Genomic DNA, 17790 nt, shown 5'->3' on the forward strand with positions numbered 1-17790 from the left:
GATGGTATTGAGTAATTGAATGGCCAAGCTTGCGGGGCTGTATCAGTCAAGGCAAGACAAAAGGAAAATCGCTGACTAAATATTATTAAAAAAGAAGAAAGAAGCCATTGGAGGGTCTATTGCTGTGCTTGAAGAAGAGGGCTGACCTGTGCCTGAAGAACGCTTTGAAACTCTAGTGGTTGCCGTCGAAAAGAGCCGATATTGATGTGGGACACTCGCTTTCAAGGAGACACCTATTTCTACGGCAGGGAGCCAAACGACTTCCTCAAAGCCCATGCCCATGACTTTGTGGCCCAAGGGCAAATTCTCTCCCTCGCCGAAGGGGAAGGGCGTAATGCCGTTTATCTTGCTCAACAGGGATACGCCGTCACGGCTGTGGATGCCTCCCAAGTGGGACTGGCAAAAGCACAGCGCCTTGCTCAAGAAAGGGGAGTCTCAATCACCACCTATCACTGCGATCTGCGGGATTTTGACCTCGGTGAAAACACGTGGGATGGAATTGTTGCTATTTTTTGCCATCTGCCGCCAGAGCTGCGTACCCTAGTCAACCAGCGCATTGTCAAAGCCCTTAAGCCCCAAGGCCTCTATCTCAGTGAGACCTACAGCAAGAAACAACTGGGAATGGGCACAGGGGGCCCGCCCACACTGGAACTACTGCACGACTTAGAGGAAATGAAGCGAGAACTAACGGGTCTAGAGTGGCTCCACGCCGTTGAAATCCAGCGGGACATCCATGAGGGTCAAGGCCATCGCGGACGCGGCTGGGTGATTCAGCTGATTGGCCGCAAGGTCTGATCTCTTATCTAATTGCAGCCGTAAGGGAAAGGTAAAATCAAGGTAATGTTGTTCTATTGCTATGCCGCCGCGACGCACCCGTAGCCAAGCCATTATTCTCGATGCCCTTAGAGCCAGCGGCCGATCGCTCTCGGCGCAAGAGCTTTTTTTAGAACTGCGGCAACGACAGACACCCCTAGGTCTTGCAACGGTGTATCGCACCCTAGATCATCTCCGCATTCATGGTCAGGTGCAGGCCCGTCCCCTACCCAGTGGCGAATTGGTCTATAGCTTGGTGCAGCAGGATCAGCACTACCTCACCTGTTTACACTGCGGCACATCCATTGAAATTGAGCAGTGTCCTGTGCAGCCACTTGAAACGGAGCTACAAGAGTGCTATCACTTCAAGGTTTTTTACCACACCCTGGAGTTTTTTGGCCTCTGTGCAAAGTGCCAAGTGATGGCGCAGCGCTAAAGCGGTATTCTGGATCAGGGGCGTCTTCGGAAAATGGTGTGATTGAATTTGCCAACTGTGCTTGGACTCGGGCGATCGGCCAAGGTTGGGAGACTCCTTATCGCGTTCGCTATGCCAGCAATTTAGACGATGGCCCTTGGTATGGAATGCCCCTTGGTGGCTTTGGCGCTGGCTGTATTGGCCGTTCTTCTGCGGGGGACTTTAACCTTTGGCACGTTGATGGCGGAGAGCACATCTTTGGCACCCTGCCCGCCTGTCAATTTAGTCTTTTTGAGCAGGGAGAGCAAACACAGGCCTATGCCCTAGGCAGTGCCCCCAAGGATGGCCGCCTCAGCAGTTGGCAGTGGTACCCCGCTGGCAAAGGCACCTATGCGGTGCGGTACCCGCGGAGTTGGTTTGTCTATGAGGGGGTCTTTAGGGCCCAAATCACCTGTGAACAGTTTTCACCGATTCTACCCCACAACTACCAAGAAACCAGTTACCCGGTGGCGGTGTTTCTGTGGACATTCAGCAATCCCACAGATCAGTCCCTCACCCTAAGCCTAATGCTCTCGTGGCAAAATACCGTCGGTTGGTTTTGCAATACTACCCCTTCCTCGGCCATTGCTATCCGTGATGATGGTAGCCCTGTCTATACCTACACGCCCCGCTGGGGTCAAAGTGACGGCAATTTTAATGAACTGATTCAAACGGAGTCGTTTCAAGGTTGGCGACTGCGCCGTATGCCCCACCCCAACCCACCCCAAGAAGGGGATGGCGAATGGGCAGCATTGATTCCCACAGGCCTGGGCGAGTTTTTTGGCTGTAGTCGCTGGCAGCCAGAGGGGGATGGGGCACACCTGTGGCAATCATTTTCTGTGGATGGTTCCCTACCCTTTGTTAATGATCCCACCCCAGCGGCAGCGGGAGAGCAGGTGGCCGCCGCTTTTGCCCTGCGCTTTTCCTTAGCACCGGGGGAAAGAAAACAAATTCCTGTGGTCCTAGCGTGGGACTTTCCCGTGACCGAGTTTGGCAAGGGAGTGATCTATTACCGTCGTTACACGGATTTTTGCGATCGCCACGGTACTAATGCCGTCACCCTTGCCGCCCAAGCCCTCGCCGCCTATGCCACGTGGCAAGAGCAGATTCGCACTTGGCAAGCACCGATCCTCAGTCACCCCGACTGGCCGGACTGGTTCAAGATGGCACTGTGCAATGAGCTATACGTTCTCAGTAGTGGGGGCAGCCTCTGGAGTGCAGCCAGCGATCGCGATCCTGTGGGTCAGTTTGCCGTTTTAGAATGCCTTGACTACCGCTGGTATGAAAGTCTGGATGTGCGTCTTTATGGTTCCTTTGCCCTGCTGCAATTGTGGCCAGAGCTGGAAAAATCCGTGATGCGTGCCTTTGCGCGGGCCATTCCGACAGCAGATCCAACCCTGAGAATCATTGGCTACTTCTATCGCGGTGATCCCGAAACCGCCTACAAAGCGCCTCGTAAACTGGCCAATGCCGTCCCCCACGATCTCGGTGCCCCCAATGAGCACCCTTGGGAAAAGACCAACTACACGGCCTACCAAGACTGTAATCTGTGGAAAGATTTGGCCTCGGATTTTGTGCTCTTGGTCTATCGCGACTTTTTGTTCACGGGGGGGACGGATCTCAATTTTGCCCGGGAGTGCTGGCCGGCGGTGGTGGCCGCCCTAGACCATTTGAAACAATTTGACCAGGATGGCGATGGCCTGCCAGAAAATGGGGGTGCCCCGGATCAAACCTACGATGACTGGAAACTACAGGGAGTCAGTGCCTACTGTGGTGGCTTGTGGTTGGCAGCCCTAGAGGCGGCGATCGCCCTCGGCACGCTTCTCCAACAACCGCAGGTGGAGATCTACCGCCAGTGGCTTAGCCAAGCTCGGCCCCGCTACCATCAACTGCTGTGGAATGGCGAGTACTATCGTCTCGATACCGGCAGTGGCTCCGATGTGATCATGGCGGATCAACTGTGTGGCCAGTTTTATGCCCAACTCCTGGGCCTGGTGGATATTGTGCCCCCGGACTGTTGCGATCGCGCCCTGCGCAAAATTTACGACACCTGTTTTCTCAAATTTCACAACGGCCAGTTCGGTGCCGCCAATGGCCTATTGCCCAACGGCCAACCTGAAAACCCCCACGCTACCCATCCCCTTGAAGTGTGGACGGGGATTAACTTTGGTTTGGCTGCCTTTTTATGGCAGCGGGGAATGATCGACGAAGCATGGCGTTTAGCCGAAGTGGTGGTACGGCAAATCTACGAGAATGGCCTGCAATTTCGTACGCCGGAGGCGATTACGGCCAATGGTACCTTCCGTGCCTGTATGTACCTGCGCCCTATGGCCATCTGGGCACTGGCCCTTGTCAGTGGGGGATCACGATTGCCCTAAAATTTTTGTAACCTATCTTACATTGCTTCAATGTCTGAAGCGGCGACAATGGTCACGAATGGGCTGCCCGTTTATGATAGGGGGTAGCGCCTCAACAGCCACTTCTCTAGATAACCTATGGATAACCTCAGCCAACGTTACCTACGTCTGTGCCAAGCCTATAGCCAACTGGCAGAACGCTATACCAAACTCGATATTGACCACATGACGCTGCGGGAAAAGCTCGTTCCTTTCCTGATGGCGTTCAAATATTACAAACAAATGACAGAGCAGCTCACCGCTGAAAAAGAAGCCATGCAGCGAGAACTCAATGAGCTGCGCGATCGCTACCAGTTGCTGGTCAGTCAAAACGGCAATGTCGCCATCCATGAAGAGCTGCTCAGTGCCCTTGCTGAAGCAGAGGAGCAGATGGAACTCATTGAAGAAACCCTCAAGGAACAGGAAGCTGACCCGGATCCCAACCTGCTTCCCATTGAAAAGCAATTGTTGGAAGAATATACAAGGGGGAGTGGTGACTTTCAAGTCCTGCTCCCGCAATCGTTGAGTCACTCCGGGGTTACTGCCTAGATGCTCTGGCCAGCCAGTGAAGAATTTGCTGCCCTCTGTCGCACCCAACTAGAACTTGTTGTCAACAGCTTGGGTGCCTCTTCACTGGCGGTCTATCTTAGTGAAACCCTCAACGACTCGCCCTCGTGGTCTCCCGTTGCTGTCTATCCAGAGGCGGCATCCCTGCTGAGCTTAGCCATTCCCCCGACACTACCACCGCCAACCCAAGTCCCTGAGACCTCTTTAAGCCATTACCCTCAACAGGTGGTCTCATCCTTGGCCAACCAACTCATCCTGCCCCTGATGTACCAAAATTGGGTCTTGGGGGTACTGGTGGCGCAGCGGCAACACCGTCCTTGGCTGGCAGCAGAGCAGGCACAATTGCAACAGGTGGCACAAACCCTGGCCATCGCCTGCGTCTTGGATCAACGGCAACAATGGCTCAGTCACTCCCCTGCCCAGCCACTGGATCAACGGCAACAGCGCTTTGACGATCTGCTCCATCAACTGCGCAATCCCGTGGCCGCCATTCGCACCTTTGTCAAGCTCCTGCTCAAACGCTTGGAACCTGATCACAAGGGGCGTCCCCTCGCCGAAGGCATTGCCAAGGAAACGGAGCGGCTCATGGCACTGTTGGAGGACTATCGCCAACAGCGCAACGATATTCCTGCCCTCACAGGCAGCCAGCCCCTACCCCTTGCGGGTAAACCCCTCGATCTGGCTGAAACCCTCTTGCCACTGATCAGCGCCGCCCAAGCTCGCGCTGAAATGGAGGGTAAAACTTTTGTGGTGGAGATACCGCCTCAACTGCCGCCGATCTGGCTCGAGGAACGGGTGCTTCAGGAGGTTGTCGGTAATCTACTGGACAATGCCTTTAAGTACACCCCGAAAGGGGGCACGATTGGTCTGCGCTTGATGCTCTCGTCCCCCGCCTTAGAATTAACCGTTTGGGATACCGGCTGTGGTATTCCTAAGGAGGCGCAGCCGCGTCTTTTTGAACGGGGCTATCGAGGGGTTCAAGCAGACAGTGGGATTGAGGGCAGCGGTCTGGGCTTGGCCATTGCTCAGGATTTGCTGCGTCCCTATGGTCTGAGCCTGCGGGTGACCAGTCCCTACGCAGGCGATCGCGGTACGGCCTTCACCTTAGCCATTCCCTGGCAAATGAAGGTGGAACCATGAGTACTTTCAGACAGCGTCTTGCCAAGATCAGCAGTCAAGGGCATCAATTCCTTGGGGTGATCTTTGCCCTACCCCTATTGATCTCAGCGACAACGGGAATAGCCCATCGTCTTGGGCGCAGTTGGTTTGGGCTATCTAAAGACTTTGGGCGGGCAATGATGACCCTCCATGAAGGCCGCTATCTGGGGGAATGGGGCGTGCCGCTGTATGTGTTGGTCGTTGGCTTGGGCTTGCTGGGAATTATGACGACGGGTTTGGGTCTTCTGTGGGGGCGATCGCTCCCTGGCCAGTGGTCAGCGCGGCGGCTGCATCACCTCCTAGCTGCCATTGCAGCATTGCCCTTGCTTGTGAGTACGACGACGGGAATTGCCTATCGCCTTGGCCGCAACTGGTTTGGCCTCTCCAAAGAACAGGCGGCAATTTTCCTGAGCCTCCATCAGGGAACCTATTGGGGGGAGGTGGGGCGTCCCTTCTATGTTCTCTTGGTGGGGCTAAGTTTGCTGACCCTTCTGGCCACGGGACTGTCAATGCTGACTCTCCTACGACGGCTGCCCCACTGGCGTGCTAGGGTTACCCCCGAGACCTAGCTGCAAAATGTTACGAACTATGAGGAAGCGTTGCCAAAGGAAAGCACCTATGGAGTAATAAATACAGCACTTGATCGCGACTGTTATTCCATAAAGGAGTTGTTCATGGCGCTGACCGATACCCAAGTTTACGTTGCCCTTGTAATTGCTCTTTTGCCTGCGGTACTGGCATTTCGGCTGTCCACTGAGTTGTACAAGTAGTCAACACTGTTGTTGTCAACTGGCTGCATTGCTCTATTTCTCTAAAAATTTATTAGGCGGTTCCCAATCGTATTGCTCAGACAAGGGAACTGCTTTTTTCTTTTTATACTGATAGGCAACTGTCCGTTCACGGTTTAGCCATGGCTCACCCTCTGCAAAAAATTCCTGCGATTGCCTGGGAAGCCGCTGCCAAAATTGCAGTGCATCTGGTGCTGCTCGTCTTTGGCCTGGGGGCGATCGCCAAGCTGGTGCCCTATCAACGGAGTCAACTGCAAAAACTCCATGCCCTCGAAGCCGAAGTGGCCCAACTGGAGGCACGAGTTAAGGAATTACAACGGGAACAGGAGCGCGATCGCCAGCCCCAAGCACGGCGGCGCATTGCCCAGGAGGAGGCCAATTTAATTGGCGCCAATCAGCGGCGGATCATTTGGGTACAACCTAACACCTCAAAGCAAGAACCTGATTAAGCCTAAAACAAGGCCAAGACTAAACCACAGACGCCGCAGAGGGTGGCACCAAGGGAAGCATAGGTCATTTTTCGTTTTTGCTGTTTGTACTGCTGAATCAGCGGATCCTCAAAGCTGAGGGAAATGATAAATTTTTGTCCCCTGTTTTGTGGCTTTTGGAGGCGGAGAACTCCCCCCTGATCCGAGGCCATGCCCACCACTGACACGGGTTGCCCCAAGGGCAGCACCCACTCCTGATAGCGATAGCCGAGGGTTGTACCCTTGCCAAAGTGCCAATTGAAGGAGAGGAAGCCCAAGGAGAGGGCAAAGGCATGGGGTTGATCCGCAGGCCGCAATTCATCTAAGACCTGCACGGCTTCAATTTCAGCACCGAAGGGATTGACTTCGATCTCCCCTTGGTGATCTCGCAGCAAAAATAGGGTTGACTGCTCATGGCGGCCAATGATTTCCGAGGGGCGATCGCTCCCCTCTTTTTCATACTCGCGGCTGATAATCGTTTTGTAATAGACACAGGGAATGCGCTTCACCTCGGAGAGCAAGGGCTGAGACGTGGTTACTTGACCAACCACCTGCACGTACTCGCGCCAACTGCCGCTCCCCATCTCCTGAGCGACCTGTTGTTGGAATTTCTCTAACTCGCCAATGGTGCTAGGACTGGCCACCTTTATTCCCCTGAGCTGCAACCGATAATAGCCCTCAAGGGCGAAGAGAAAAGCTGACCCCGTTAAGCAAAGGTGAGCAAAAACCCCCATGGCTGTCGTTGAATTCCTCTGTGCTGATTTTAGCCTTATCGGCAGGCTGCCCCACTGGCTGACAGCGCTGAACTCCTTTATCCCATCGATATTAGGCCAATGGTGAGACCAAAGAAACCATCGACAACCAGCGTACTCAAGACAGCCCCCATAAATCCCCAGACGGGCAAGACGGCGGGATAGCCACGACGAATCTGGGATTCAAAGAGGGGCAGCAAACCAATGAGGAGCAAAGTCAGGCTCAAGAGAACTCCCCACACCTGGCCACTAAAGGTCTGGGCCTGGGCGATCGCCTGTGTGAGCATCTCCTGAACTGAAATGACATCCCCTTCGAGATACATAATGGCTCGCCAATGGGGAATCACATCAATCAAGTAAAAGTAGGCATCAGTGATGGCTGTGCCCAGAAACGATCCGCCAAAAAAGAACACCCCCACCAGTTGCTGCCGCCGCCGGAGGTGCCAGAGCATGAGCGGAATGGGTAGAGCCTCAATGGGCAAATGCCACAGGGGTTCCCAGCGCAGCCATCCCCAGTAGAGGGAACCTGCCCCCCAGCACCAGCTAAATCCATAAAGCATCTCGCCCCAATAGCGGCAGTGGGGGTGGCGTTGGAGGCAGAAACTAAGACCCAGAAGCGGCGGCGTCAAAGCCAAACTCAGCCAAGGGAATGTCCGCACGAGAGGCGCCTCAATGAAAACGGGAATGGAGACCAAGAAGGCGGCAAAGCCAAAGAGCAACCAAGCCAGCCGTGAGCCCAGGCGCAAAGACGAAGGTGTTGAGGGAGAAGTCAGCGCAGTCAAGGGAATATCGGGAATTGTTAACTTTTATTTCTTTCCTTTAAGGTATCACAGGCTGGAACGTCGGGGTCGGGGCGATCGCCGAGGAGCTTTCGAGCGGGCTTTGCGCCGCAGCGTTTCTGATAGATCCATAAAGGCATCCCGCTGCAAAATTGGGTAGGTGCCAATCCAGAGACGATGGCGGGGTAGGAAAACCTCAGAAATCAATTCAATCTCTGCCAGATCAGGACGACGGGAGAGAACCAACATTTCCGCTGCATCGCCAGGGCGAATCCCTCGATGTTGACGCAGCAATTTGGCTTGCACTCTGGTTTCAAAGCCTGTCTTATCGCCAATCTCCAGATTCAAGCAGCGTTCACGGTTCTCAATAATAACGAGTTGTCCCTTGTCGTTCACCGTCTCCTCTTTGCCCACCAATTCTTCCGTGACATAAACATCCAAGACACGCCCGCGCCAAAAGCCGCCATAGGGAAACCGCCGATGGCGACGATTGCGAAAGGAGGCTAACACTGCCGGTGCCCAGAGCCAATAGAGACCCGCAATCAGACCCAAAATCAGTTGGGTGCTATCCCCTAAAAAATTCAAACCGAAGGCAATAACGGCCACCGCCACCACAGAGAAGGTTAAGCGTCGGAGAAAGTCCTGAAGCTTACCCCAAACATAGCGATACTGGGAACCCGTGGCCACCAGCGGCACCAATTGACGGACTTTCTCTTGGGTGAGGGGAATGAGCACGACTAGCTAGGGCGTCGATGTTGTCTCCAGGGTATTCGTAGCGGGACGCGGCGGCGGGCGATCGCGCCACCAGGCAAGGAGGGTACTGGCAATGAAAATACTCGAATAAGCCCCTGTTGTGAAACCAATCAGCAAGGCCAAGGCAAAGTAGCGCAGCGTATCGCCCCCAAAGAGAAGGATCGTGATCAGAGGCAGCAGCGTTGTCAGGGTGGTATTGATGGAGCGTCCAAGGGTTTGCACCACGGCCTGATCCACCACCTCTTGAATTCCAAGCTCTGGGTTGAGCTTCAGGGTTTCCCGCACGCGATCGTAGATGACCACTGTATCGTTCACCGAAAAACCAATGATCGTGAGCAGCGCGACAATGAAGAGGCTATCAATTTCCACCCCTGCCACCAGTGCCAAAATGGCAAAAATTCCCGTGGTTACCAATACATCGTGGACAAGGGCGACAAGGGCAAAACAGGCATAGTCAAACTGGAAGCGCAGCGTCAGATAAATCGTAATGCCAATAAACGACACCAACAGTGCCAGCAGTCCCGATCGCAGGATTTCTTTGCCAAGGGTGGGGCCAACGGTCTCAATTTGGGTTTTCTGGGGGTCAAAGTCACCGATTTTTTGCCTGAGGGCATCACTGAGGCGGGTGCGCTGATCCACAGAGAGGGGCACTGTGCGAATACTCACCCCATACTCACCCACAATTTGCAGGCTGCTGTTACCCAATCCCTGCTGGTTGAGCACTTGACGCACCACATCAATATCAATGGGCTGGGAACAGTTGTGAGTGGCGCTACAGGCCAGTTCAAATTGCAACCGCGTCCCGCCAATAAAATCTAAGCCTAACCGCAGGGGACTGCCCAGGGACACCCACGAGATGGCCATGGCCACAAGCCCACTGAGAATGACCACCAAAGATAGACCCCACCAGAGCGATCGCTGGCGATTGACACTAAAGCTCATCGAACACTCTCCAGTTTTGGACAGAACCAATGGGGTCTACGCAGACTGGGAATACTAATGGCATAGAACAGGAACGTGCGACTACAGGTGAGAGCCGTAAACATACTAATGCCAATACCAATGGCAAGGGTAACGGCAAACCCGCGGACAAACCCTGTCCCCAAGGCAAAGAGGGCAGCACAGGCAATCAAGGTGGTGACGTTGCTATCCAGAATACTGGCAAAGGCGCGATCGAATCCCGCTTCAACGGAACGGTAGAGGGTTTTCCCTGCCCGTAACTCCTCGCGAGTGCGCTCAAAAATCAGGACGTTGGCATCAACGGCCATGCCAATACTGAGAATAAAACCCGCAATCCCCGGCAGGGTGAGCGTCACCCCAAACAGCAGAAAGGCCGCATAGGTAAAAATGGCGTATAGAAGCAGGGCAATATCGGCAATGAGTCCCGGGAGGCGATAGTAGGCCACCATGAAGACTAGCACCAACACCAAGCCGGCCAAGCCCGCATAGAGGCTATCGCGAATACTGTCTTGCCCCAGGGAAGCACCAACCGTGCGGTTTTCCACCACCTCTAGGGGAACCGGCAGCGCTCCCCCCTGCAACTGAATGGCCAGATCATTGGCGGTTTGGGCAGTGAAGCCACCGGAGATTTCGGCACTGCCCCCGACGATTCCCGTCTCGGCATATTCCACCGCCACCGTTGGGGCACTAATCAGGCGATCGTCGAGAAAAATCCCAAGGCTGCGCCCCGTGCCAGCAATCTCCTTCGTCAGTTGGGCAAAAAGCTCAGCCCCCTGGCTGTCAAAGCGCACAATCACACTCCAGTTTGGGGATGCGGGCGCCACGGGACTGGCAAAGGCCTCGGTGAGCATTGCCCCGGTTAAATCGGAGGGTGTAAAGAGGCTGGCGATCGCTTTCTGGCTTTTTTCAAGGGATTCACGGTTTTTTTCTAGCTTTGCCTCAATCTCCTTCAGGGCTTCGGGATCATTGGCCTTCTGAGCTTGCTCCGCCAAGAGTTGAGCCTGTTCCAGCAGCAGTTGTGACTGCAGTTGCCGCTCAATTTGTAGTTGAGTCTCTGTGCCCGGCTTTTGCACAGCAAAGAGTAGTTGCGCTGTCCCCTTGAGAATTCGCTCCGCCTGCTGCGGATCCGTCACCCCGGGCAACTGCACCAAGAGCTTATCGTCGCCGGCGGTTTGTACCACTGCTTCGGCAACACCCAAGCCATCAATCCGCCGCTGCACCACCCCTTGAACTGCTGCCAGCACTTGGGGCGTAATTTGCGGCACTTTGTCTGTGGTTTGCACCTGCAACGTCAGTTGGGCACCCCCCCGCAGATCTAAGCCCAGCCGCGCCGGCGTGCGCACAATGACCCACGTGGCGGCCATCAGCAACACCAAAATCGCAATCAGCCAGCCGCGATATTTTCCCATGGCTAAACCTGTCCCTGCACCAGCTTTTGCACTGCCGCTACAATTTGAGGCGGTTGCACAATCGTCAGATTCTCTAGGGTGCCATTGTAGGGGGTAGGAACATCTTTGGAAGAAAGGCGAATGACCGGTGCATCCAGCTCATCAAAGTAGCGTTCCATGATTGAAGCTGAAAGTTCGGCACCAATTCCCCCTGTCTTCATGCACTCTTCTACAATCACCACGCGATGGGTTTTGCGAATTGAGGCACCAATTGTCTCAAAGTCCAAGGGCTTTAGGGAAATCAGGTCAATTACTTCGGGGTCGTAGCCCTCTTTTTCAAGGGTTTTCACCGCTTGCAGAACATGGTGACGCATCCGCGAGTAGGTCAAGATGGTTACATCTTCGCCAGTGCGAACAACTTCGGCTTTATCAAGCGGCAGGAGATATTCTTCCTCTGGGAGGTCCTCCTTGAGGTTGTACAGGAGCACATGCTCAAAGAACAGCACCGGATTCGGATCGCGAATCGCCGATTTGAGCAAGCCTTTGGCGTTGTAGGGAGTCGAGCAGGCAACGATTTTTAATCCCGGCACCGCTTGAAAGTAGGCTTCGAGGCGTTGGGAGTGCTCGGCCCCCAGTTGTCGCCCAACCCCACCGGGACCACGGATGACAATCGGAATTTTGAAGTTGCCGCCAGAGGTGTAGCGGAGCATGCCAGCATTGTTGGCAATTTGATTGAAGGCCAAGAGCAAAAAGCCCATGTTCATGCCCTCAACAATGGGACGCAAGCCAGTCATGGCTGCCCCAATGGCCATGCCCGTAAAGCTATTTTCGGCAATGGGGGTATCCAATAGGCGCAGTTCACCATACTTTTTGTAGAGGTCTTTGGTGACTTTGTAGGAGCCGCCATAATGTCCCACATCTTCCCCCAGCACAAAGACTGTGGGATCCCGCTCCATTTCTTCATCAATGGCAGCACGAAGGGCATTAAACATGAGGGTCTCAGCCATGGTTGCGCGGCATACATTCAGTAAGGACTATTTCCTAGAGTAGTTGAAACTGCGCCGCCTGCGATCGCCCACCCCTACTCGTTCTGATCCTTCAAAGCCTTGATTGATGTCGCAATGTCCTCTAGCGCCTAGGGTGTGTACACCGCAAGACATGTTGACCTTCAGCGGTTGCGGAGTACCCACATTGACATCCTCCCCCCGCTAAAGCAGGGAGACTCCCAAAATCACTTTTGGGACTTTCTGCTTCTTCGCAGTTGCCCTCCAGACGTATGTCTATCAGGTCTTACACCCGCTCCACAGACTGTAACCGTGTGTCCCACGGCCAAAATATTCCCAGCGGCATTTATATCCCGATCATGGTGCGCCCCACACTTAGGACAGTCCCATTCTCGGACGCTCAATGGCAACCGCTCAACAATGTGACCACACTGTCCACAGCGTTTAGAACTGGGAAACCATCGGTCAATCTTCACCAGTGTCCGACCATACCACTGGGCCTTGTATTCCAATTGCCGTACCAGTTCACCCCATCCAGCATCACTGATGGATCGAGCAAGCTGACGGTTCTTGACCATGTTTTTCACAGCCAACGACTCGATTACGATCGTTTGGTTTTCACGTATCAATCGAGTCGTCAACTGGTGCAAATGGTCTTTTCTGGAATCAGAGATTTTCTGGTGAATCTTGGCAACTTTCAACCGCGCCTTATCCCAATTGCGAGAGCCTTTTTGTTTGCGACTCAAAGACCGCTGCGCCTTACGGAGTCGTTTGTAGTAGCGGTTAAAGTGCTTGGGGTTGGCAATCTTTTCCCCTGTACTCAGGGTAATGAGACTGCTCATCCCTACGTCCAAACCAACCGACGGGTCGACGGGCTGCAGTGTCAAATCTCTGGGGTCATCAAACCTCAGACTGATGTACCACTGTCCAGCAGGGTTAAGCCTGATGGTCACGGTGGATGGTTCAACACCATCTGGAAGCCGTCTCGACCAGCGAATATTCAGCGGTTCGTTGCACTTTGCCAAGAATACTTTTCCGTCTTTCCACCTAAAAGCAGACTTGGTGAATTCTGCGCTACCGCCATTACGTTTCTTTTTGAAGTTGGGATATTTCGCCCGACCTGCAAAAAAGTTAGTGAAAGCAGATTGCAGATGTCTCAATGCCTGCTGCAAGGGGACAGAGCTAACCTCATTCAAAAACTGGAGGTCATCTTGCTTCTTCCACTTAGTAAGCAAGGCAGAGGTTTGAACGTAGTCAAGTCTCTCTTTTCGTTCATACCAGGCTTCTGTTCTGGCTGCCAGTGCTCGATTATAAACCAACCGAACACAGCCCAATGTTCTCCGAAGCAGGGATTCCTGCTCGGTCGTTGGGTAGAAGCGGTAACTGAAAGCCTTTTCCATGCCTATATTATATTTGTTATTTTGTAAGTAGCACAACTATACTTGGCAGTCATAGACTATCGCTCCTATCCCTCCCCTCCCTAAAGGAAGGGGTCTCTCGGAGGTAAAGATGAAATGGGTATAATCCATTGAGAACTATGGCGACGAGGGTAGGGAGGGTTAAAAATTTCACAGTATTGCCAGTCTTTACTCATTACCGGTGTCGATACTGGTGTGGGCAAAACAATGATCACACGAGCACTGTGGTCCTATGCCCATCGCTATCGTCCCCAAGAACGCTGGGGCATTCTCAAGCCCATGCAAAGTGGAACAGCGGTTGAAATTGGGGATGGGGATTACTACTGTCAAACCCTACCTCTGGAACAAACGCCCAGGGAGGTGTGCCCTCTGAGTTTTGCAGCCCCCCTTGCGCCTCCCATTGCAGCCCAATTGGAAAATCGCAGGATTGATTTAGCCCCCCTCTGGCAGACTTACCAGCAGCTTCAGGAGCGATTTGATTATCTTTTAGTTGAAGGCATTGGGGGTCTTGGATCGCCCATTACTTGGGAGTGGACGGTGGCGGATTTGGCAGCCGCTTGGAAGTTGCCCATTGTTTTAGTGGCAACGGTACGCCTGGGGGCGATCGCCCAAATTGTGGCCAATATTGCCCTTGCCCGGCAGTACCAGTTGGTCATTCGCGGTCTGATTCTCAACTGTGTCAGCCCCTGTAGTGATGCCGAGATTGAACAGTGGACTCCGCCAGTATTTCTCAGCCGTTTTACCCAAGTGCCGGTGTTGGGGGTACTGCCCTATGGTCAACACTCCAATGAACAGTTGGCGGCAATGGTCGCTGAATGGCCACTGGATCTGCTTTGGCGCTGAGGACGGTTAGGCAGAAAATTATTTTGAGGTCGATCAAGGATCAATCAAGGATCATAATAAATAAAAGTGACTGAGATTTGATTGACACATTGATCGCTGCAACTGACCTATGCTCAAGCTCTATGGCGGCGCCAAATCCCGCGCCAGTATTGTCCGCTGGTATTTAGAAGAACTAGGCATTCCCTATGAGTTTGTGCTCATAGATCTCCAAGCCGGGGAACAACATCAACCTGAATTTCTCAAACTCAACCCTATGGGTAAAGTGCCCGTGATCGTCGATGGCGATGTGGTGCTTTGGGAATCAGGGGCGATTTTGCTCTATCTTGCCCAAGTTCACGGTGAATTACCCAAGGACGCGGCAGCCGCGGCCCAAGTTTATCAGTGGGTGCTGTTTGCCAACTCTACCCTGACCCAGGCAATGTTTCCTGCCGAAACGCGCGATCGCCAGCTTCCACCACTGCTCAAGGGCATTGAGACGGCTCTCATGGGGCAATCCTACATTCTGGGCAAGGACTTTTCGGTAGCCGATGTCGCCCTAGGGTCAATGCTGGCCTATCTCCAGATGCTCTTTCAGGTGGACTTGAGTCCCTATCCTGCCGTAGCGGATTATGTGGCCCGCTTGCAACAACGACCTGCCTTTCAGAAGGGTTTAATGGGAGCGAGGGCATGAATGTCATCTTCCGTGAAGTGAATCCCTTTGATGTATGGATTTGGGTGGAATTTGCGGCACCGCCTTCGTCCGTGGAGCAGCAGTACCTGGAGGAAGTCTTTAACTCCTGGTTTTTCCTAGGGAAACTGGGGGGATTCAATGCTGAGAATCTCCAAGTCCAGGAAACGGGTTTAGACCTCAGTCACCTAGAGTACGATCGCGCCCAAGCCGAGAGTTCGCTGATGGCAGTGATGCACAATATGGGCGAGTTTGAGTACAACGATCGCTGGGCCCGCTGCTGGTTTGATTTGGGTACCAGTGATGCCTTGGCCTTGGATGTCTTAATCAATGCCCTCCACCAATTTAGTGAGGACTATGTGCCCTTAAAAACCCTCGTAATTGGTGGTGACAATCCTGAGTGGCCGATCGCCACCAGTGAACAGCGGGAAATGATTGAACAATCAGCGTGGAACTAAGTGCACGGCGTCTTGCCCTCGATACCCTAGAACGGGTAGCCAAGGGAGCCTATGCCGATGTGGCCCTGCATCAGGTCTTGCAGCGGTATGCCCTCCATGGGAGCGATCGCACCCTCGTGACTGAACTGGTCTATGGAACTATCCGCCAACAGCGCACCTTAGATACCCTAATTCAGGGGTTTTGTCGCCAACTGCCTCCCCTCCCTGTCCAGTTAGTCTTGCGTTTAGGCCTCTATCAACTGCGGTACCTGGATCGCATTCCTGCCCATGCCGCCGTCCACAGCAGCGTTGAACTGGTCAAACAGATTGGCTTAGAAGGCTTTGCCAAACTCGTGAATGGGGTCTTGCGCCGTTACAGCCGCTGCACCACCGATCCCCTTGAAGCTTTCATTGCCCACCTGCCCCTCGTCTCTCAACTGGGGTGTCGCTATAGCTTCCCCGATGAACTGATTGCCTCTTGGTTAGAACGTTTGCCTCTTCAGGAGTGCACTGCCCTCTGTCAGTGGTTCAATCAGCCGCCCCGCCTCGATTTGCGGCTCAATCCACTGCGAATAACGGCTGATCAACTCATCGCTGATTTTGAAACAGCAGGCTATGGGTTGCAACCAATTCCCCCTCTGCCCCAAGGACTGGTGCTATCCCACTGTGGGCAATCGATGCAGGAACTCCCCGGCTATGCTGCCGGTCACTGGTCGGTTCAGGATCGGGCAGCACAATGGGTGAGCCATCTATTAGATCCACAGCCTGGGGAGGTAGTCATTGATGCCTGTGCAGCACCCGGAGGGAAAACCACCCACATTGCTGAGTTAATGGAAGATCAAGGCCGTGTCATTGCCTGCGATCGCTCCCCCCATCGCCTGCGGAAGTTAGCACAAAATCGCGATCGCCTCGGCCTAAAGAGCATTGAAATCCACATCCTAGATAGTGCAGCGGCAGGGGACTTTGCAGCAGTGGGCGATCGGGTCCTTTTAGACGCCCCCTGCTCGGGAACAGGAACCCTGCACCGCCATGCCGACGCCCGCTGGCGACCCCTGAAGAGGCGATTAGGTGAACTCTTGCCCCTGCAAGCCCAACTCTTGGCCACCGTTTCCCAGTGGGTCAAACCCTACGGCTTACTCGTTTATGCCACCTGTAGCTTGGAACCGGCAGAAAATGAGGCCCAGATTCAGCAGTTTCTGGCTCACCATCCCCAGTGGCACATTGAGCCGCCACCCCCAAACTTTCCCCTAAAAGCAGCGCCGGAGGGTTGGATCACCGTATGGCCGCAGCAGCAGGATATGGATGGTTTTTTCATGGTGCGGTTGCGACGCGATAGCTAAACCCCAAAGCCACCAGAATTAAAATCCCTACCCCCATCAGGCCGGCGATCGGGTTACCGTTAATGCCTGTTAGCCACTCTGGTGCCACACCAGTGTAGGTCACCAATTGGCCCACATTGACACCAAAATAAGCCCAGACCAAGCCACCGTGAAGTCCCATGGGAAAGCCTAAACGGCCAGCAAAGACCCATTTACTCAAACTCAGAATCCAACCCAACAGTGCCAGGCCAAAAAACTGCGGCCATGTCGCTAAAATCACCTCTAAGGGATGCAGATAGTGCAACGCCGCAAAAATCAGGCCATTGAGCAAGAGAGCAAACCACGGTTGGTACTCTAGCTCTAGTTCCTGCAACAGCCAGCCACGAAACAACAATTCCTCAGCAAAACCTACAGCAACACCGGTGAGGACGCCATCCAGCAAGACCAGACCAAAGCGATCCGACAGCCCCTGCCAGCTCACCCAACCCAAAAGCCCCTCGATGGCAAATAGCAGGGCAACCAAAAACACACCCGCTAGCCACCCTAGCAGAGCATCCCGCCCAAAGTTCCAACCGCCCTTCAGTCCATAAAACATAAAGGGCGATCGCTGGTGGTGTACCCGCTGCCCCCAGACTCGCAGTAAGAGCATAAAAATGAGGTACAACAGCCCCATATTGACAAAGCTAGCTGCTCCCCCTTCTCCCCAGAAAAAATAGATACTTAGGCCAAGGGGCAACCACAGCAGTAGTAGGGTCAGGGCAAAACTAAAAACCCGAATCCAAAAGGGGCGGCGGATCATTTGCCGCCAAAACTGGGAAAACAGTGGC

General features: G+C 53.8%; 20 protein-coding genes. 12 read left to right on the forward strand and 8 right to left on the reverse strand.

Annotated features, from left to right (window positions below; translation table 11 throughout):
• The first annotated feature begins 204 nt into the window (after window positions 1-204).
• From TLL_RS00955 to TLL_RS00990, 8 genes are all read left to right on the forward strand, one after another.
• Window positions 205-795: a class I SAM-dependent methyltransferase gene (locus tag TLL_RS00955; protein WP_011056046.1), complete on the forward strand. Its 591-nt coding sequence runs from the start codon at window positions 205-207 to the stop codon at window positions 793-795.
• Window positions 796-856: 61 nt separating this feature from the next.
• Entirely contained in the window at window positions 857-1249 is a 393-nt protein-coding gene (locus tag TLL_RS00960; protein ID WP_011056047.1) for a Fur family transcriptional regulator, read from the forward strand.
• A 38-nt stretch (window positions 1250-1287) separates the two neighbouring features.
• Window positions 1288-3645, forward strand: a complete 2358-nt coding sequence (locus TLL_RS00965; protein WP_164920650.1) for a GH116 family glycosyl hydrolase — start codon at window positions 1288-1290, stop codon at window positions 3643-3645.
• Between the two features lie 117 nt (window positions 3646-3762).
• A complete protein-coding gene (locus TLL_RS00970) occupies window positions 3763-4212 on the forward strand; it encodes a hypothetical protein (RefSeq protein WP_011056049.1) in 450 nt (149 codons plus the stop codon).
• Window positions 4213-5370 (forward strand): GAF domain-containing sensor histidine kinase, encoded by a 1158-nt coding sequence (locus TLL_RS00975; RefSeq protein ID WP_011056050.1) that lies wholly within the window; start codon window positions 4213-4215, stop codon window positions 5368-5370.
• Entirely contained in the window at window positions 5367-5957 is a 591-nt protein-coding gene (locus TLL_RS00980) for a hypothetical protein (protein WP_011056051.1), read from the forward strand. Before TLL_RS00975 ends, TLL_RS00980 begins: the two co-directional genes overlap by 4 nt.
• 105 nt (window positions 5958-6062) lie before the next feature.
• Complete coding sequence (psaM, locus tag TLL_RS00985; protein ID WP_011056052.1) at window positions 6063-6158, forward strand: photosystem I reaction center subunit XII; 96 nt, start codon at window positions 6063-6065, stop codon at window positions 6156-6158.
• Between the two features lie 140 nt (window positions 6159-6298).
• Window positions 6299-6625 (forward strand): hypothetical protein, encoded by a 327-nt coding sequence (locus TLL_RS00990; RefSeq protein WP_011056053.1) that lies wholly within the window; start codon window positions 6299-6301, stop codon window positions 6623-6625.
• A 2-nt stretch (window positions 6626-6627) separates the two neighbouring features.
• On the opposite strand, the gene TLL_RS00995 is transcribed toward TLL_RS00990, so the two are convergent.
• From TLL_RS00995 to TLL_RS01025, 7 genes are all read right to left on the reverse strand, one after another.
• The gene (locus TLL_RS00995; RefSeq protein WP_011056054.1) at window positions 6628-7377 is read right to left on the reverse strand and encodes an E3 ubiquitin ligase family protein; all 750 of its coding nucleotides are present in this window, start codon (window positions 7375-7377) and stop codon (window positions 6628-6630) included.
• A 77-nt stretch (window positions 7378-7454) separates the two neighbouring features.
• Window positions 7455-8141 (reverse strand): DUF3120 domain-containing protein, encoded by a 687-nt coding sequence (locus TLL_RS01000; RefSeq protein WP_231833797.1) that lies wholly within the window; start codon window positions 8139-8141, stop codon window positions 7455-7457.
• An 81-nt stretch (window positions 8142-8222) separates the two neighbouring features.
• On the reverse strand, window positions 8223-8909 hold the full coding sequence (locus TLL_RS01005; RefSeq protein WP_011056056.1) for a hypothetical protein: 687 nt from the start codon (window positions 8907-8909) through the stop codon (window positions 8223-8225).
• A gap of 6 nt (window positions 8910-8915) precedes the next feature.
• Window positions 8916-9869, reverse strand: coding sequence for a protein translocase subunit SecF (gene secF, locus TLL_RS01010; RefSeq protein WP_011056057.1), 954 nt, complete (start codon window positions 9867-9869; stop codon window positions 8916-8918).
• Window positions 9866-11296, reverse strand: coding sequence for a protein translocase subunit SecD (gene secD / locus TLL_RS01015; RefSeq protein ID WP_011056058.1), 1431 nt, complete (start codon window positions 11294-11296; stop codon window positions 9866-9868). Before secD ends, secF begins: the two co-directional genes overlap by 4 nt.
• A gap of 2 nt (window positions 11297-11298) precedes the next feature.
• Complete coding sequence (locus TLL_RS01020) at window positions 11299-12282, reverse strand: alpha-ketoacid dehydrogenase subunit beta (RefSeq protein ID WP_011056059.1); 984 nt, start codon at window positions 12280-12282, stop codon at window positions 11299-11301.
• 224 nt (window positions 12283-12506) lie between these two features.
• The gene (locus TLL_RS01025) at window positions 12507-13679 is read right to left on the reverse strand and encodes an RNA-guided endonuclease InsQ/TnpB family protein (protein WP_011056060.1); all 1173 of its coding nucleotides are present in this window, start codon (window positions 13677-13679) and stop codon (window positions 12507-12509) included.
• Window positions 13680-13871: 192 nt separating this feature from the next.
• Here TLL_RS01025 and bioD point away from each other — a divergent pair, with 192 nt between their 5' ends.
• The 4 genes from bioD (at window position 13872) to TLL_RS01045 (ending at window position 16984) form a co-directional block, all read left to right on the forward strand.
• Entirely contained in the window at window positions 13872-14540 is a 669-nt protein-coding gene (gene bioD / locus TLL_RS01030; RefSeq protein WP_269441373.1) for a dethiobiotin synthase, read from the forward strand.
• Between the two features lie 109 nt (window positions 14541-14649).
• The gene (locus TLL_RS01035; protein WP_011056062.1) at window positions 14650-15210 is read left to right on the forward strand and encodes a glutathione S-transferase family protein; all 561 of its coding nucleotides are present in this window, start codon (window positions 14650-14652) and stop codon (window positions 15208-15210) included.
• Window positions 15207-15665 (forward strand): DUF3531 family protein, encoded by a 459-nt coding sequence (locus TLL_RS01040; protein ID WP_011056063.1) that lies wholly within the window; start codon window positions 15207-15209, stop codon window positions 15663-15665. Before TLL_RS01035 ends, TLL_RS01040 begins: the two co-directional genes overlap by 4 nt.
• A complete protein-coding gene (locus tag TLL_RS01045) occupies window positions 15656-16984 on the forward strand; it encodes a 16S rRNA (cytosine(967)-C(5))-methyltransferase (protein WP_011056064.1) in 1329 nt (442 codons plus the stop codon). Before TLL_RS01040 ends, TLL_RS01045 begins: the two co-directional genes overlap by 10 nt.
• On the opposite strand, the gene TLL_RS01050 is transcribed toward TLL_RS01045, so the two are convergent.
• Entirely contained in the window at window positions 16956-17762 is an 807-nt protein-coding gene (locus TLL_RS01050) for a CPBP family intramembrane glutamic endopeptidase (RefSeq protein ID WP_011056065.1), read from the reverse strand. The genes TLL_RS01045 and TLL_RS01050 overlap by 29 nt on opposite strands.
• Between the last annotated feature and the right edge of the window lie 28 nt (window positions 17763-17790).

The sequence above is a fragment of the Thermosynechococcus vestitus BP-1 genome, from assembly GCF_000011345.1.
Taxonomy (GTDB): Bacteria; Cyanobacteriota; Cyanobacteriia; order Thermosynechococcales; family Thermosynechococcaceae; genus Thermosynechococcus; species Thermosynechococcus vestitus.

Coding starts and splice junctions, on each gene's coding strand:
- TLL_RS00955 (WP_011056046.1), top strand. CDS start 205: ATGTGGGACACTCGCTTTCAAGGAGACACCTATTTCTACGGCAGGGAG.
- TLL_RS00960 (WP_011056047.1), top strand. CDS start 857: ATGCCGCCGCGACGCACCCGTAGCCAAGCCATTATTCTCGATGCCCTT.
- TLL_RS00970 (WP_011056049.1), top strand. CDS start 3,763: ATGGATAACCTCAGCCAACGTTACCTACGTCTGTGCCAAGCCTATAGC.
- TLL_RS00975 (WP_011056050.1), top strand. CDS start 4,213: ATGCTCTGGCCAGCCAGTGAAGAATTTGCTGCCCTCTGTCGCACCCAA.
- TLL_RS00980 (WP_011056051.1), top strand. CDS start 5,367: ATGAGTACTTTCAGACAGCGTCTTGCCAAGATCAGCAGTCAAGGGCAT.
- psaM (WP_011056052.1), top strand. CDS start 6,063: ATGGCGCTGACCGATACCCAAGTTTACGTTGCCCTTGTAATTGCTCTT.
- TLL_RS00990 (WP_011056053.1), top strand. CDS start 6,299: ATGGCTCACCCTCTGCAAAAAATTCCTGCGATTGCCTGGGAAGCCGCT.
- TLL_RS00995 (WP_011056054.1), bottom strand. CDS start 7,377: ATGGGGGTTTTTGCTCACCTTTGCTTAACGGGGTCAGCTTTTCTCTTC.
- secF (WP_011056057.1), bottom strand. CDS start 9,869: ATGAGCTTTAGTGTCAATCGCCAGCGATCGCTCTGGTGGGGTCTATCT.
- secD (WP_011056058.1), bottom strand. CDS start 11,296: ATGGGAAAATATCGCGGCTGGCTGATTGCGATTTTGGTGTTGCTGATG.
- TLL_RS01020 (WP_011056059.1), bottom strand. CDS start 12,282: ATGGCTGAGACCCTCATGTTTAATGCCCTTCGTGCTGCCATTGATGAA.
- TLL_RS01025 (WP_011056060.1), bottom strand. CDS start 13,679: ATGGAAAAGGCTTTCAGTTACCGCTTCTACCCAACGACCGAGCAGGAA.
- TLL_RS01035 (WP_011056062.1), top strand. CDS start 14,650: ATGCTCAAGCTCTATGGCGGCGCCAAATCCCGCGCCAGTATTGTCCGC.
- TLL_RS01040 (WP_011056063.1), top strand. CDS start 15,207: ATGAATGTCATCTTCCGTGAAGTGAATCCCTTTGATGTATGGATTTGG.
- TLL_RS01050 (WP_011056065.1), bottom strand. CDS start 17,762: ATGATCCGCCGCCCCTTTTGGATTCGGGTTTTTAGTTTTGCCCTGACC.